15 protein-coding genes are annotated in these 15,945 nt (G+C 69.7%); 4 read left to right on the top strand and 11 right to left on the bottom strand.

Going from position 1 to position 15,945, the window contains the following annotated elements:
• Position 1: 1 nt before the first annotated feature.
• The 11 genes from ACWD5D_RS27175 to ACWD5D_RS27125 form a co-directional block, all read right to left on the bottom strand.
• Complete coding sequence (locus ACWD5D_RS27175; RefSeq protein WP_451375368.1) at positions 2-583, bottom strand: hypothetical protein; 582 nt, start codon at positions 581-583, stop codon at positions 2-4.
• A gap of 26 nt (positions 584-609) precedes the next feature.
• The gene (locus tag ACWD5D_RS27170) at positions 610-1,203 is read right to left on the bottom strand and encodes a pilus assembly protein TadG-related protein (RefSeq protein ID WP_451375487.1); all 594 of its coding nucleotides are present in this window, start codon (positions 1,201-1,203) and stop codon (positions 610-612) included.
• Positions 1,200-1,397 carry a Flp family type IVb pilin gene (locus ACWD5D_RS27165; protein WP_451375367.1) on the bottom strand — a complete coding sequence of 66 codons (198 nt, stop codon included), beginning with the start codon at positions 1,395-1,397 and terminating at the stop codon, positions 1,200-1,202. The genes ACWD5D_RS27170 and ACWD5D_RS27165 overlap by 4 nt, the downstream gene beginning before the upstream one ends.
• A 457-nt stretch (positions 1,398-1,854) precedes the next feature.
• Positions 1,855-2,742 carry a DUF5936 domain-containing protein gene (locus ACWD5D_RS27160; RefSeq protein WP_451375486.1) on the bottom strand — a complete coding sequence of 296 codons (888 nt, stop codon included), beginning with the start codon at positions 2,740-2,742 and terminating at the stop codon, positions 1,855-1,857.
• 16 nt (positions 2,743-2,758) lie between these two features.
• Positions 2,759-3,703 (bottom strand): type II secretion system F family protein, encoded by a 945-nt coding sequence (locus ACWD5D_RS27155; RefSeq protein ID WP_451375366.1) that lies wholly within the window; start codon positions 3,701-3,703, stop codon positions 2,759-2,761.
• A 12-nt stretch (positions 3,704-3,715) separates the two neighbouring features.
• Positions 3,716-5,053, bottom strand: coding sequence for a CpaF family protein (locus ACWD5D_RS27150; protein WP_451375365.1), 1,338 nt, complete (start codon positions 5,051-5,053; stop codon positions 3,716-3,718).
• A 128-nt stretch (positions 5,054-5,181) separates the two neighbouring features.
• Positions 5,182-5,529: a TadE/TadG family type IV pilus assembly protein gene (locus tag ACWD5D_RS27145; protein WP_451375485.1), complete on the bottom strand. Its 348-nt coding sequence runs from the start codon at positions 5,527-5,529 to the stop codon at positions 5,182-5,184.
• Positions 5,530-5,599: 70 nt separating this feature from the next.
• Entirely contained in the window at positions 5,600-6,028 is a 429-nt protein-coding gene (locus tag ACWD5D_RS27140; protein WP_451375364.1) for a TadE family protein, read from the bottom strand.
• Positions 6,029-6,035: 7 nt separating this feature from the next.
• Complete coding sequence (locus tag ACWD5D_RS27135; RefSeq protein ID WP_451375363.1) at positions 6,036-7,289, bottom strand: AAA family ATPase; 1,254 nt, start codon at positions 7,287-7,289, stop codon at positions 6,036-6,038.
• Positions 7,290-7,301: 12 nt separating this feature from the next.
• Positions 7,302-8,006, bottom strand: coding sequence for a Flp pilus assembly protein CpaB (gene cpaB / locus ACWD5D_RS27130; protein ID WP_451375362.1), 705 nt, complete (start codon positions 8,004-8,006; stop codon positions 7,302-7,304).
• A gap of 91 nt (positions 8,007-8,097) precedes the next feature.
• The gene (locus ACWD5D_RS27125; protein WP_451375361.1) at positions 8,098-8,958 is read right to left on the bottom strand and encodes a hypothetical protein; all 861 of its coding nucleotides are present in this window, start codon (positions 8,956-8,958) and stop codon (positions 8,098-8,100) included.
• A gap of 408 nt (positions 8,959-9,366) precedes the next feature.
• On the opposite strand from ACWD5D_RS27125, the gene ACWD5D_RS27120 reads away from it, so the two are divergent.
• The 4 genes from ACWD5D_RS27120 to ACWD5D_RS27105 all read left to right on the top strand — a co-directional run bounded on the left by ACWD5D_RS27120 (position 9,367) and on the right by ACWD5D_RS27105 (position 15,907).
• Positions 9,367-11,061, top strand: a complete 1,695-nt coding sequence (locus ACWD5D_RS27120) for a chitinase (RefSeq protein ID WP_451375360.1) — start codon at positions 9,367-9,369, stop codon at positions 11,059-11,061.
• Between the two features lie 222 nt (positions 11,062-11,283).
• Entirely contained in the window at positions 11,284-11,835 is a 552-nt protein-coding gene (locus tag ACWD5D_RS27115) for a hypothetical protein (RefSeq protein ID WP_451375359.1), read from the top strand.
• A gap of 5 nt (positions 11,836-11,840) precedes the next feature.
• Entirely contained in the window at positions 11,841-12,509 is a 669-nt protein-coding gene (locus ACWD5D_RS27110; protein ID WP_451375358.1) for a hypothetical protein, read from the top strand.
• Positions 12,509-15,907, top strand: a complete 3,399-nt coding sequence (locus tag ACWD5D_RS27105) for a putative T7SS-secreted protein (RefSeq protein ID WP_451375357.1) — start codon at positions 12,509-12,511, stop codon at positions 15,905-15,907. Before ACWD5D_RS27110 ends, ACWD5D_RS27105 begins: the two co-directional genes overlap by 1 nt.
• Positions 15,908-15,945 lie beyond the last annotated feature (38 nt).

Genomic DNA, 15,945 nt, shown 5'->3' with positions numbered 1-15,945 from the left:
CTCACCCTGAGATCTGGATGGTGGCGCTCGGGAACGTCGGCAACTGGAAGTCCAGTTCGGCCGTACTCACCGGAGGTGCCGGAAACTGCATGAACACCGCCAGATTCTCACCGGACCTGAGGGTCGAGAAGCCCGTCGTGGTCAGTGGCCGGCCGTCCGTGTCGCGCAGAACGTAGTATCGCTTCTTCCCGTGAGGGTCGACCAGCGTGGCGCCCCCCAGGGACTTGCCGTTCCGGATGATCTCCGTTTCGTTCCCGCTCAAGGCGGACGGGATGACGACGCCCTTCGCGCCGTCGTTCCTGAGAGTGCCGTTCACGGTGATGAAGCCACCGGAGTCACGTTGAGCGGAGGTGATCTGAAGGAACAGTCCGTCCGAACCCTTCAATTCGGCCAGCGGCCCGTCCGACTGACCCTCCTGAGTATTCGAGTCCGATCCACGGGACGTGGGCGAGGACGCTGAACGTTCCGGCTTCTTGGCGTCGTCCCCTCCACCGCCGCAGCCGGCCACGCCCAGGGCCAGGCCGGCCGCCACCGTCAACGCGACCAACCCCCTGTTGGCCTTCCCAGTGAGCCGAATCCTCATGGTTCTGCTTCCTTCTTTGCACGTTGTCAGTCGGCCAGGTGGACGTCGAAGAGATCCTGGGGCCCTGGGAGATCGGCTAGATCGTCCGGGTTCAGTTCCCAGTCCCGGTCCTTGCAGGTGAGTCGGGGCAGCGCCTTGCCGTCTCCACCCTCACCGGGGAGTTCGAAGGTGCAGAGAGGCTCGATGACGGCCTTGGCGGACGCCTTCGACTTGAAGTTCTCGGTACCGGGGACGACCGAACGTCCGACGGACTTGTTGGTCTCGGCCCGGACGGTGAAGGTGAGCGGACCCGGCGAGTCGCACTGCGCCCGTGCGTTGTTCTGAGCGGCCAGTTGATCGGCCCGCCAGCACGACGGTCCGAGTGGCACCTTGCCGTCGAAGATGTCCTGCCATTGCGTCGGGTCCAGGATGTCCTCCACCCATTTCCCCGCGAGTTGGTCGCGTCTGTTCTGTGCTGCGGCCAGTGCCGCCGCGTCGGCCGCCGTCTGGGCGCCGCTCCGATTGACCGCGGCCTGCCCCACGGCGAGATAGGCGAGCGCAAGAAAGAGCAGACCTGCCACCACCGTGATGTAGATGGGGAAGGCCTGCCCTACGTCCCCCAGTCGGCGCTGGTGGGTCAGATGCCGGTCACTTCGGAGATCTTCTGCGTGATCGCGTCGAAGATCGTCTGACCGATGCTCGTACCCGTGATCGCCAACACGATCGCCACCACCACCGCGATGATGCCGAGGTACTCCACCGCGGTCTGTCCCCGGTCGTCGCGGGCGACTCGGGTCTTCAGGTACGCGACCGTGGAGTTGATCCAATTGCTCATGGTGTTCCCCTCTGGTGTCCGGCGATCGTTGCGCGCTGTGCTCGCAAGGCTCGGGAGAAGTCTCGTGAAAAACGTATGCGGGAATGCCCGGAAGACCAGAGGGTTCTTGGGCCCAAATCCGGGGCCCGGCCGAAAACCATCGCCACGTCACGTCGCTGATGCAGCAGGTGGCGGTGATCTCCTGATCGTCCTCGCCTGCTGCGACAAAGTCCATGATCTCCGCCTCCCCCCTGCTCGGCCGGAACCGCGACCGGCATGACGACGACTGTCCCACATCTGGTTGCATTCGTGAAGAACCATCCGGGAAGTGCGTTGAAATTATGGCGAATTCGGCGTTTGCGTACGCGAGGCCAGGTCTGCTGCCAGCCACCAGGCGGGGTGTGGCCATGCGAGTACGTTCCCCGGCCGCCCGTCCCCGGAACGGCGTCGTCGGCACCATGTCTGCTTTCCCCTCCCCTCACTTCCCCGTGAGCGAGCCGAAGTCCAGGCCCGAGCCCAGGATCAGGCCCGCGCCCAGCAGCAGCATCGTGGCCGGGACCATGAAGGTGGTGATCATCAGGGTGGCTTTGGGGACAGCGCGGGCGGCTTTGCGGCGGGCGTTCTGGGCGTCGGTGCGGCGCATGTCCTTGGCCAGGGAGACGAGGGTGTCGACGATCGGGGCGCCCAGTTCCTCGCCCTGCTGGAGTGCCGTCACGAACATGGCGACCTGCTCGGAGTCGTTGCGGCGGCGTAGTTCCGCGAAGGCCTGGCGGCGGTTCATGCCGAGGTCCATCTGGCGCAGGGTGATGCGCAGTTCGTCTGCCCAGGGGCCCTCGTAGCGGGAGGCGACCCGGTCGAGGGCCTGGCGGAAGCCGAGGCCCGCGCTGACGACGACGGCGAGGACGTCCAGGAAGTCCGGCAGGGTCCGCTCGATGACGTCCTTGCGGACGCGGATCGCCGACCAGATGCCGACCTCCGTCCAGAACGCCCCGAACAGCAGCAGAAGCAGGGCGACGAACCACTGGCCGCGCAGCAGGAACACCAGGAAGCCGACGCCGCCGAGGGCGCCGTAGACCGCGCGCCGGGCGGCGTAGCGGTCGATGGTCAGGCCGCCGGGGTTGCCCGCGAGGTCGATCCTGCGACGGTACCTCGCGACGAGGCGGGGGCCCATCAGGCGCAGGACCATGGGGGCGTAGCGCATGCCCATGCGGTCGATCAGGGAGTTCGCGGCGCCCGTGCGGGTGGCGCCGACCTCCAGGGCGATGGCGAGGTCGCCGGGGAGTTTCGCGTCCGCGCGGTACATCCGGACGCCGGCGAAGGCGCCCCAGACACCGAGGCCCATCAGCAGGGCGAGCAACACAGCGATCATCGGAGCGGCCCCCTCACACGTCGATCCGGCTCATCCGGCGGATGAGCACGAAGCCGACGGCGTACATGGCGAACGCGATGACCACGCAGGCCTGGCCGATCGGTGAGCCGGTCATGCGGTCCAGGGCGCCGTCCTTGACACCGTTCATCAGGAAGAGGGCGCCGACACCGAGGACGGGGACGGCGTACGAGGTCATGGTCACCTGGGAGAGCTGGGTGCGGATCTCCCGCCGGGTCTCCTTGCGCTCCTCCAGGGTCTCGGTCAGGTTGCGCAGGGCCGAGACCACCTGGCCGCCGGCGCGGTTGGAGAGCACCAGGGTCGTGACGAGGACGACGAGTTCGCGGGAAGGCAGCCGGTCGGCGAGTGCACCGAGGGCGTCCTCCATGGACTGGCCGATGGTCAACTGGTCGGCGACCTTGGCGAGTTCCTCACCGGCCGGGGCCTCCATCTCCTCCGCGGCCATGCCGATGGCCGTGCGCAGGGCGAGGCCGGCCTGGGTGGCGTTGGCCAGGATGCGCGCCAGTTCGGGGAGTTGGCCGATGAAGCGCTCGATGCGTTTCTGGCGTTGCCAGTTGAGGAACTGGACGGCCGCCCAGACGCCGAGCAGGCCGGCGAGCGGGCCGAAGAAGGGGGCGAGGGTGGCCTGGCCGACGATCCAGAGGGCGGCGACCACGGCGAGCATGTAGGCGAAGAACTCGCCCGGAGTGACGTCCAGGCCGGTCGCCGCCAGCCTCAGCTCCAGCTTGCGGCCCAGTGCGGTTCGGCGCAGCCGCCGGTCCAGGGTGCGAAAGCGGCGCCGGCGGCCCGGGTCGGGCGCGGGTCCCGTGTGCGAGAGGCGGTCGATGAGGGCGGCGCGGCGGGCGCGGCCGGAGGCGTAGACCTGCACGCCGACGACGGCCAGGACGCAGGTCAGCAGCGCGATGCCGGTGGTGAGCCGGGCGACGGTGTTCAGTTCCATGGGGTGACCTACCTACCTGGCTTCTCGGGTGGCGAGCTGGTCCGCGGAGTGGGCGACGCCGAAGGCCCCCGGGATGGGCTGGCTCGCCATGTAGAGGCGGTCGGCGGTACGGCGCGGCAGGGGGAAGTGCGCGAAGGTGCCGTGCACGCGGCCGTCGGGGCTCATGGGCTCGGCGGCGAACCGGGCCACGGTCGCCAGCCGGTACGGCTCCCCGCCGTGGCTGTCGAGCAGCGCGACCTCGGTGATGCGGCGAGCGCCGTCGGCGAACCGGGTGAGCTGGACGAGGACGTCGACGGCGCTGTTGATCTGGTCGTGCAGGGCGACAAAGGGCACCTCGACGTCGGACATGGAGGCGAGGGTCTGCAGACGGGTGAGGGCGTCCTCGGCGCTGTTGGCGTGGACGGTGGCGAGGGAGCCGTCGTGGCCGGTGGACATGGCCTGGAGCATGTCGAGGGACTCGCCGCCGCGGACCTCGCCGACGACGATCCGGTCGGGGCGCATGCGCAGCGAGTTGCGGACGAGGTCGCGGATGGTGACCTGCCCCTTGCCCTCCACGTTCGGCGGCCGGGCCTCCAGGCGGACCACGTGGGTCTGCTGGAGCTGGAGTTCGGCGGAGTCCTCGATGGTGATGATCCGCTCGTGCGCGGGGATCAGCCCGGAGAGGGCGTTGAGCAGGGTCGTCTTGCCCGTGCCGGTGGCGCCCGAGACGATGATGTTGAACTTCGCCTGTACCAGGCCCGCCAGCAGGAACAGCATGTGCTCGTCGAGCGAGCCGAAGCCGATCAGTTCCTGGAGGGTGAAGGAGCGCGGGAAGCGGCGGATGGTGAGGATGGGCCCGGTCAGGGACAGCGGCGGGATGATGACGTTGACGCGCTCGCCGGAGGGAAGGCGGGCGTCCACCATGGGGTTGGACTCGTCCACCCGGCGGTTGACCGTCGACACGATCCGTTCGATGGTCTGCATCAGCTGGTCCGCCGACGCGAACCGGAGGGGCAACTGCTCGACGCGGCCGCCGCGTTCGACGAAGATCGCGTCCGGTCCGTTCACCATGATCTCGGTGATGGACGCGTCCTCCAGCAGCGGCTCCAGGATGCCGAGGCCCAGCGCCTCGTCCACGACCCGGCGGATGAGCTGCGCGCGCTCGACGGTCGACAGCACCGGGCCCTCGCGGCTGATGATGTGCCCGAGCACCCGCTCGAGCCGGGAGCGGCGCTCGGCGGCGGCCAGCGAACTCATCTCCGCGAGGTCGATCTCCTCCAGCAGCTTGGCCCGGTAGGCGGTGACCAGATGCCCGTCCTCGCCCCGGCCGCCCTGCTCCTCCGGAGTGTTGATGCGTGCCCGCAGGCTCATGGGTTCGCTTCTCCTCGGTCAGTGGTGGAGGGCGGCATGGTGGTGGTCATCCGGTCGGTGGTCGAGGGCGGCATTGTGGCGGTCGTCCCGGTCGGTGGTCGAGGGCGGCATGGTGGCGGTCGTCCCGGTCAGTGGTCGAGGGGCATGGTGGCGGTCTTCTCGGCGGGGTCGAAGTGCCAGCCGGGGACGATCGAGGGGATGGAGACGCGGGCGGTGACGGTGACCGAGTCGGCGCCCGGCGCGGACGCGCACGTCACCGTGAGGCCCCCGCTGACGGCTTGTGCGCACGCCTCCTGGGCGGACTGCTCCAGTGACGCGGCCCGCGCCCCGGCCCTGGCCGCCGTACCGGCCTGTTCGGCCGCGTAGGCGACGGCCCCGATCTGGAACCCGGCCAGCCCGACGATCAGCAGGACGGGCACGAACCCGAGGTACTCGATGGCGACCTGGCCCGTGTCGCGGCGACGGCGGTGCGGCACATCGCGGCGACGACGGTGCGACGTGCACGGCACGGACGGTGTGGAAGGCACGGACGGCGTGTACGGCATCTCAGTCCTTCACCTCCTCCACGGCGCCGGCGTGGCCGTGCACCGTGACGGGGAAGTCGATCGAGCCGGGGAAGAGGACGGGGACCTTCAGCGCCACGTCCGCCGTCACATAACCGGTGCCACCGCACCGCTCCACCCTGGCCCCTCCCCGCCACGCCCCCGACAGGTGCTTCAGCGCGGCCTGTTCGCAGACGCCGAACCGCTCCCCCCGGTGCGCCGCCGTACCCGCCCGCACCCCCTCGTCCGCGGCATTCCCCGCGAGCGTGTACGCGTACCCCACGAGCACGCACTGCCACATCAGCACCAGGGTCAGGACGATCAGCGGAGTCATTCCCAGGAACTCGACGGCCACCTGCCCCCGGTCGTCCCGGCGGCCTCGCAGGCGTCTCAGCAGCCCCTGACCCCGCTCCCCGCCCCTGACTCCTTTCATCGCGCCCTCACTCCTTCCGCCGCCGGAAGCCGGCCGTGCCCCGCTCGCCGCGCAGTCGTACGCCGGCGCGGTGGGACGTCCCCTCGGCCGCGCGCACCAGCCCCAGTTCCCCGGCGAGGCTCCACAGGGCCTGTTTCACCGTGCTCCTGCTGTCGAGTTCGTGCAGGCGCCCGGCGTCGACCACGGCCTGGAGTTCCTTGAAGTTGGCGGGTATCGCGGTGCGGGCCAGGGCGGTGCCGGTGATGCGCTGGACGAGGGCCGGCTGGATCTCCGTGCTGCGGGTGTGCCGGTTGACGACGACGGTGGTCTCCTCGGCCTTGCGGATCTGCAGCCGGTCCCACATGCGCACGGTCCGCTTGGCGGCGCGTACGGCGACCACGTCGGGGGTGGTCACGAGCAGTGCGGTGTCGGCGGTCTCCACGGCGGCCGCGCTCGCCGCGGTGAGCTGGGCTCCGCAGTCCACGACGACGACCTCGTAGCGGGAGCGCAGGGCGCCGATGATCTGGCGGGCGGCGCGGTCGGTGACCTCCTCGCCGCGTTCGCCCTCGGCGGGGGCGAGGAGCAGGGCGAGGCCGCTGTCGTGACGGAAGACGGCCTCGGCGAGGATGCGCGGGGAGATGTCGGTGATGGCGGCGAGGTCGACGGCCGAGCGGCGGAACTGGACGTCCAGGTAGGAGGCGACGTCGCCGGACTGGAGGTCGAGGTCGGCCAGTGCGGTGGTGAGGCCCGAGGCCTGCGCGGCGAGCGCGAGCTGGATCGCGGTGAGGGTGGCACCGACGCCTCCCTTGGCGCCGCTGACCGTGACGACCCTGCCGCCGGCGCCGCCGAGGGCGTCCGAGGTGCCGTGTCCGAGGTGGCGGCGCATGCCGGTGGACCACTGGCCGACGGCCTGCACGCGGTGGGCGAGTTCCTCGTACGACAGCGGGAGCGAGACGAGGCCGCGGGCACCGGAGTCCATGGCGGCGGCGAACAGGCCGGGGCTCGCGTCGGAGGTGACGAGGATGACGCCGACGGCCGGGAAGCGCAGGGCGACCTCGCGGACCAGCTCCAGTGCCGGGACGGGTCCGATGCGCTCATGGACGACGACCACTTCGGGGAGTTCCTCGACCGACTCGGCGGCGAGGTGGGCCAGGAAGTCGACCAGCTGGGTGGAGTCGGTGACGGGCGGCTGCGGTTCGACGTCGGGGAGCTGGCCGAGCAGCGTGGTGAGGGCGCGGACGGCGTCAGGGTCCGCGCCGGCCGGGAGAATCCTGGTGGGCATGCGGGCCGCCTCTCACTTGTCCGTCGCGAGTTCGTACGTGCGGTCCTTGTCCGGCACGCTGGTCTCGCTGCCTGGGGCCACCAGCGCCAGCCGGACCCGCTGGGCGAAGGACTCGGCGTAGGTGATGCGCTGGGCGTCGAGGGTGGACAGCGCGAAGGTGATCGGGACGGCCTCGGTGGGCTGCTGGTTCTTGCTGTTGTCGGGGTCCAGGGCGGTGATCCGGCCGACGTCGAGGACACGGGCGCCGGTGACGATGATCTTCGACTGGTCGGGGTCGGCGTCCTTCTTCCCCGCGAAGGTGGCGAAGACGTTGACCCGCGACCCCGGGGTGATCTTGCCGGCGACACCGGTCGCCGCGTCGATCATGATGGCGACCTCCTGCTGGCCGGGCTGGAGGGCCGGACGGTCGACGATCATGTCGGTCTGGAGCAGGGAGCCGGAGCGCAGGGTGGTGACGGCGATCTTGCCCCGGATCTGGCTCAGATCGGTGACGGCGTTGCCGGACAGCCACCGCCGGGGCATCTCGATCTTCTCGAACTGGCCGGTGTCCAGCGCGGTGTAGGGCTTCACGTCGGACCTGACCCGGTAGGCGGTGACCTCGGGGCCGACCTTGGACTGCACGTCATGGACGACGGAGAGCACGCCGGCGAACGCGCCGAGAGCACACAGGACCGACAGGATCAGGAGTATCACGCCGCGGCGCTGACGGGAGTTCATGAACCGTGCAACCTCATTGGGGGAATCGGTCGAGCGGGATGTGAGTCGTGTTCACGCGGATCGGGCTTCGCGCGGATCGGGATTCGCGGATTCAGGCGGGCGTTCGCTGCTCCAGTGCGCGGGGCGCGGGGCGCTCCCGCACGGGCGGGGTGGCCGAGCAGAAGACACAGCGGTCGCCGATGACGTCGAGGCCGCACCAGTGGCAGCGGGACTGCCGTACCGAGGTGACCAGTTGGTAGAGGACGGAGAGGTCGGCGAGGTGACTGCAGTACTCGACGAGTCTGCCGGTCCCCCACCACACGGGGGACTCGGCGGGCAGCGGCGTCTCGCGCAGCCCGTGCACGTTCCAGTCCTTGGCGAGGCCGGCGATCCACTCGCTCTGCAACTGCCCCTTGGCGACGAGCATCCAGGTGCTGAACTCGGGCCCCTTGAGCGTGGCGCCGGGGGCGACCCTGACGAGCTGCGGCTCGGGGTGGGCGGCGACGGCGAACTGGCTGCCCGGCACCCAGGACTTGGCGTGCGTCCGCAGTCCGACCGGCACCCGGTCCAGGCGGGCGACCGAGCCGAGGACGGCACCGGCGTGGATGTAGTGGGTGAGCAGCCGTCCCGCCGAGGCCAGCACGCCCGGACTGAGGTCACAGGAGGCGAGCTGCCGCAGCTGCCGGGCAAGGACGGCGACGCCGAGCGGGGGCAGTTCGGGCCGGAAGAGGGCGATCCGGTCGCTCTCCAGCAGGGAGCGCAGGGTGTGCAGCCGTCGTACGACGCTCTCCGGGGTGGCCTGCGAGCACACGACGACCAGGTACCCGTGATGCTCGGTCAGGGCGTGGACTTCGGCGAGGGTCTGCTCCAGCGGGCGCTGGTCGAGGTCGCGCAGCACGACGCCGGGCATGGTCCGGTCGTCCTGCGCCGGCAACGCCAGGTCGGCACTCGTCACGGCAACGGCAGTTGGCACGCGCAGCTCCCCGCTCTTCACGCCCTCCGGCCCACCGGTGCGATCCCAGTGCGCCTGGGTGACTTCATTGCGTGACTCCCTGAGCACTGTATCCAGGCCCCTATGACCGGAGAACAGCGTTTGTGCAGCTCTTGTGGAAGCCTCTGGTCACAACTCCCGGCAAAACCGGACAGGTTGAGCGGGCAGCCGGAAACAACCTTGGTCTGAACCTCTTGACACCAGGATTGGTCTGGACCAACTTGGACGCAACGGTGACCACCGCCGTTCGCTGCCACAGCTCCCCCTGCTCCCTCCCTCTTCCCCTTCTCCCCCACCCTCCCCCACCCTTCCCCACCCTTCCCTCGTCTTCCCCCTCTCCCCACAGACTCCACTCCCCCACCGGAGGCCCCAGTGGACCGCGTATCAGGCATGCCCAGACGCAGAGGACGAATCCGCACATGGTCGGCGGCGACGGCCCTGGCCCTCTCCCTGGCGGGCCTCGCCGCCGCCCCCGCCTCCGCGGCGGACGTGAACAACGCCAAGAACGCCGGCTTCGAGTCCGGCCTCACCGGCTGGACCTGCACGGCGGGCAGCGGCACGACGGTTTCCTCTCCCGTGCACGGCGGCGCCGCCGCCCTCAAGGCCACTCCGGCCGGCCAGGACAACGCCCAGTGCTCCGAGTCGGTGGCCGTCAAGCCCAACTCGACCTACACGCTGAGCGCATGGGTCCAGGGCGGCTACTCCTTCCTCGGCGTGACGGGCACAGGCACGACGGACACCTCGACCTGGACCCCCGACTCGGCGACCTGGAAGCAGCTCTCGACGACCTTCACGACCGGGGCGTCGACGACCTCGGTCACGGTCTACACGCACGGCTGGTACGGCCAGGCGGCCTACTACGCCGACGACATCTCGGTCTACGGCCCCGACGGCGGCGGTGGCGGCGACCCGGCCCCGACGGTCCCCTCGGCACCGGCGGGCCTGACGGTCACCGGCACGACAGCCTCGTCGGCGTCCCTGTCCTGGTCCGCGGTGTCGGGCGCGACGGGCTACAACGTCTACCGCGACGGCACGAAGGTGACGGCGGTGACCGGCACTTCGGCGACGGTCAGCGGCCTCGCGGCCACGACGTCGTACTCCTTCCAGGTCACGGCGACCAACTCGGCGGGTGAGTCGCCGAGGTCGACGGCGGTGACGGCCACGACCGGTTCGTCCGGCGGCGGAGGGGGCGGCGGCACCCTGCCCAAGCACGCCGTGACCGGCTACTGGCAGAACTTCAACAACGGCGCGACGGTCCAGAAGATCTCGGACGTCCCGTCCGCCTACGACATCATCGCGGTCGCCTTCGCCGACGCCACCTCCACACCGGGCGCCGTCAGCTTCTCCCTGGACTCGGCCGGCCTCGGCGGCTACACGGTCGACCAGTTCAAGGCGGACATCGCCGCCAAGCACGCGGCCGGCAAGAAGGTCGTCATCTCGATCGGCGGCCAGAACGGCACGGTGTCGGTGAACGACTCCGCGTCGGCGACGAACTTCGCGAACTCGGTGTACTTCCTGATGCAGACGTACGGCTTCGACGGCGTCGACATCGACCTGGAGAACGGCCTGAACGCGACGTACATGACGCAGGCCCTGCGGTCGCTGTCGGCGAAGGCCGGCGCCTCGCTCGTCATCACGATGGCCCCGCAGACGATCGACATGCAGTCGACCTCGAACTCCTACTTCCAGACGGCCCTGAACATCAAGGACATCCTCATGGTCGTCAACATGCAGTACTACAACAGCGGTTCCATGCTGGGCTGCGACGGCAAGGTGTACTCACAGGGCTCGGTCGACTTCCTCACCGCCCTCGCCTGCATCCAGCTCGAAGGCGGCCTCTCCCCGTCCCAGGTCGGCCTGGGCCTCCCCGCCTCCACCAGCGGGGCCGGCAGCGGCTATGTCTCCCCGACGGTGGTGAACAACGCCCTCGACTGCCTCGCGAAGGGCACGGGCTGCGGTTCCTTCAAGCCCTCCAGGACCTACCCCGACCTGCGGGGCGCGATGACCTGGTCGACGAACTGGGACGCGGCGGCCGGGAACGCGTGGTCGAACTCGGTGGGAGCGCATGTGCACGGGCTGCCGTAGCGGGTGTCGCGTGAACGTCACGAAAATCTCGAACATCGAGAACATCGAGAACATCGAGAACATCTCGAACATCTCGGCGTGAGGACGCCCGGGCCCTGTTGGGGGTCCGGGCGTTGCCGTGTGCGTGGCCTGTCGAGACGAATGGAAACATTCGGCCAAAGGCCCTCCGGCAGGGGAGAGCCGCGTTGCACCCCGCAATGTGCCGGTGTGATGATCCGGGTCATGGCTGATGGCGGGGGTGAGACCGGCCGGGCGGAAGACATGCGCAGGTCGCGGCTTGCGGAGTACGCGGAGATGTCGGTCCCGGAGACACCGGAGACACTCGACACACCGGAGACACCGGAGACACCGGACACACCTCCCGGGCCGGCCACGGTTTCCCGCTCCTCCGATGGTGAGGCGATCACAAGAGGGCGCCGTGAATTCGCAGTCCTCCTCGGCCTGTTCCGCCGTACGGCAGTACTCGTACCCCTGGACGCGGACGACACCCCGCTGACCGCCGACCGCGACGGTATCCGCTGGATCCTGGCCTTCTCGAACGAGTCCGCGCTGGCCCGGTTCGCGATCGCGAGGGGTGAGGGCGATCGGGAGTGGGCGTACCAGCGGGTGCTGGGAGCCAGGTTGCTGGACGCCTGCGTCCCTGCTGTGGGGGTGCCGTGCGGGGTGGCCCTGGACGCGGCCAGTGGGGACGAGGGTGTGCTGTTCCCGCCGGTGAGCGGGATCGTGCCGGACTCGGCGGCGGTCGACGTGAGGGACGGGGAGTCGGCGGAGTGAGCGGAGTGAGCGGGAACGAAGGCCGCAATGGCATCGATTACACGGGGCTCGACCAGATCGCGCGGGGCATCACCCAGACCTTGGCCGAGTTGAAGGAGCTGGGGATCGACAGCCTGGCCGGGGTGGGCCGGGGCTTCTCGAACCTGGAGCTGTCCGGACTCCAACTGGGCCATGAGGACCTGACGGCGAAGTTCACGTCGTTCTGCGAACGCTGGGAGTGGGGCGTGCGCGCCCTGGTGGCGGAGGGCAACACCTTCGCGGAGGACGTGGGGCTGTCGGCGGGCACGATGCACGAGACGGACCAGTACATCGGCGACGCGCTGAAGATCGGCGTGAACTCGGCCGTGGGCAACCCGTACGCCTCCGAGGACGACGTCTCGAAGATGAGCTGGTCCCAGCTGTCCCAGAGCAGCGCCGACGCCCTCACCCACCCCGACTTCAGCAAGGACTCCTTCGACGAGGCGTGGCAGAACAGCAAGCAGAGCCTGAAGGACGCCGGACGTGACGCGATGACCGGTTCGCCGGGGATACCGGGAGTGAGCGTGGACAACATGACCCGGGCGGCCGGAGCGGGCGACGACTACAGCCGGATACTGGACGGGATATGGGGGCCGTCCCCCGAGGAGCGTGCCCAGGCCGCTGAGCAGGGGCAGCAGGACGGGAGCGCCGGCTGATGGGGCTCGGGGACCTGACCAACTCCATCGTCAGCGGTGCCGGGCACGTCGTCGACGGCGGCAAGAAACTGCTCGGCGAGACGGTCGACGAGGGAACCGACATCGTCGGCGGGACCCTCGACAAGGTCGGCGCGCACGGCTACGCGGACAAGGTCAGGGACCTCGGCGACGGGTGGGCCTCCGACCTGGGCGCGACACCGGGCGAGCAGCAACTCGGCCAGAGCGACGACCCGACCGACCTGATCCACGGCAACGCCAAGGACATCCTGGCCACCGCCAAGCACCTGAAGGACTTCCACACCGCCTTCGACAACGTCGGCCAGGGCATGCGGAAGCTGGACTCCTCGCACTGGCAGGGCGAGGCGGCCGAGGCTTTCCGCAAGAAGTTCGGCATGCACCCGGTCAAGTGGCTGCACGCGGCGGACGCCTGCCACACGGCGGCCACCGCGCTGGAGACGTACGCCGAGACCGTCACCTGGGCGCAGGGTGAGGCCCGGACCGCAATCGACCTGTACAAGAAGGGCGCGGACGACTCCGAGAAGGGGAAGGCCTCGTACAGCAAGCGCGTCGAGGCCTACAAGGCCGCTGTCGCTTCGGGCGACAAGGACCCCGGCCCGGCCCCCGGCGAATTCGACGACCCCGGCGCCGCCGCCCTCAAGCTGGCGGACGAGATCCTCGGCGAGGCGCGCAAGCAGCGCAACCACGCCGCAGCCGACGCCGCGAAGTCCGTCCAGGAGGCCCTCACCCACGCCCCCGCCGAGCCACCCCCACTGGCCCAGTTGAAGGCAGACGCGTCCGACGGCTTCGGCGCCGCCAACACGGAGATCCTTCACTTCGGCGGCGGCCTCATCAAGGGCTCGGCCACCTTGATCGGCACCGCGCGCGCCGTCAACCCCCTCGACCCCTACAACCTCACCCACCCCGCCGAGGCCCTGCAGCACCAGGTCATGACTCTGGCGGGCCTGGTCTCCAGTGCCACGCATCCCGAACGGACCGTGAAGCAGACCCTCCAGGACTTCGCCAAAGACCCGTCCGAGTTCGGCGGGCGCTTCGTGCCCCAGGTGGCCTTCACCGACGGGATCGGCATGGAGGTGAACGAGGTAAAGGCAGCGGCAGCCGAGCAGCGGCTGGCCACCGAGAACGCGGCGAAGGCGGCAGCGGAGCGCGAGGCACGAGCGGGCGCCGGGGAGACGCCGCCGCAGGCCGCTCGGGACAAGGTGAACGAGGGTCCGCAGGACAGCTCCCGCCAGGAGAACGCAGCACACAAATGCGGCGACCCGGTCGACGTCGCCAGCGGCAAGATGTACCTGCCGCAGACGGACGTCACTCTCCCCGGCGTCCTGCCCTTGGTCCTCAAGCGGCGAGTGGAGTCCGGCTACCGCCTGGGCCGCTGGTTCGGCCCGTCCTGGTCGTCCACCCTGGACCAGCGCCTGGAGATCGACACGGAGGGAGTCGTCTTCGTCACGGAGGACGGCCTGCTCCTGGCGTATCCGCACCCGGCTCCGGGCCTGCCGACCCTCCCCAGCCACGGCCCCCGCCTGCCCCTGGACCGCGTCGACGACGGCTACACCATCACCGACCCCCGCACCCGCCGTACCTGTCACTTCGCCGACCGGGGCGAAGGCCTGGCGGTCCTGGAACAGATAGACGACCGCAACGGCAACTGGATCACCTTCGAGTACGACGCGGAGGGCACCCCGCTCGCCGTCGTCTCCAGCAGCGGCCAAGGCATCGGCGTCACAACGGATTCCGGCCGGATCACAGCCCTCCATCTCGCTGCTACCGGCGAGGAGTTGAAGCGCTACGGCTACACGGACGGCAACCTCACGGAGGTCATCAACTCCTCCGGCCTGCCAATGCGCTTCGCCTACGACGAACCCGGTCGCGTGATTTCGTGGACGGACACGAACAACCGCAGCTATGCCTACGAGTACGACGAGAAGGATCGCTGCACGGCCCAAGGCGGCCCCGCAGGTCACATGGTCATGCGTCTGTCCTACGAGGACCGCGATCCGACGACCGGCCTGCGGACCACGACAGCCACGACGGGCGAGGGCCACAGCCGGCGCTATCTGGTGAATGACGCCCTGCAGGTGGTCGCTGAAGTCGACCCACTCGGCGCGACCACCAGCTACAGCCGCGACCGCTACAACCGTCTGCTCTCCGAGACGGATCCGCTGGGCCACACCACGGCGTTCCGCTACGACGACGAAGGCAACCTGACCTCTGTCGTGCGCCCGGACGGCCGCGAGGCGAGGGCTGAATACAACGACCTCGGCCTCCCGGAAAAGGTGGTCAACCCTGACGGCACGACGATCCGCCAGACCTACGACGAACGCGGCAACCGCACATCCGTGACCGACCCAGCCGGCCAGACCACCCGCTTCGCCTACACCGAGGCCGGCCACCTGACGTCCGTGACCGACCCACTGGGCAACACGACCACGGTCGTGTGCGACCGCACGGGCCTCCCACTGGAGCTGACGGACCCGCTGGGCGCGGTCACACGCTACGAACGGGACGCCTTCGGCCGCCCGATCACCATCACCGACCCGACGGGCGCCACGACACGCCTGGAGTGGACGGTCGAGGGGCACCTGGCCCGCCGCACTGCACCCGACGACACGACCGAGACCTGGACGTACGACGGCGAGGGCAACTGCACCACCCACACCGACCCACTCGGCGGCGTCTCCCTCTTCGAGTACACCCACTTCGACCTGCTCACCGCGCGCACCGGTCCGGACGGAGTCCGCTACGAGTTCGACCACGACACGGAACTGCGCCTGACCAAGGTCACCAATCCGCAGGGCCTCACGTGGACGTACGAGTACGACGCGGCCGGCCGCCTGGTGGTGGAGACGGACTTCGACGACCGCACACTGACGTACACGCACGACGCGGCGGGTCGCCTGAGGTCGCGCAGGAATGCTGTCGGCGAGGTGGTGTCCTTCGACCGCAACGAGCTGGGCCAGGTGCTCCGCAAGGACGCCGCGGGCCAGGTGACCACGTACGCCTACGACCTGACCGACCAACTCGCCCAAGCCGTGGGCCCCGACGGCACCACCCTCACCCTCCTCCGCGACCGCTACGGCCGCCTGCGCTCGGAAACGGTCACCGACCGCACCCTGACCTACACCTACGACACCTCGGGTCGCCGCACGGGCCGCACGACCCCGACGGGGGCCGCGACCACGTGGTCGTACGACGCCGGAGGCCGCCGCACCCGCATGGTGGCGTCAGGCCGGGTCATCGACTTCGCGTACGACGAGGCGGGCCACGAACTGACCCGCCACATCGGCGAGACGGTCACTCTGGAGCACAGCTTCGACGTTGTCGGCCGCCTAATGGGACTTGCCGGGTCGGAGAGACTCGGTGCCGTAGCCGCCAGCAGGTGAGCACTCATGCCGCCGGAAGCATCCGACTTCTGTGGTCA

The sequence above is a fragment of the Streptomyces sp. NPDC002520 genome (assembly GCF_053595235.1).
This window is presented reverse-complemented; position numbering and strand designations above follow the sequence as displayed.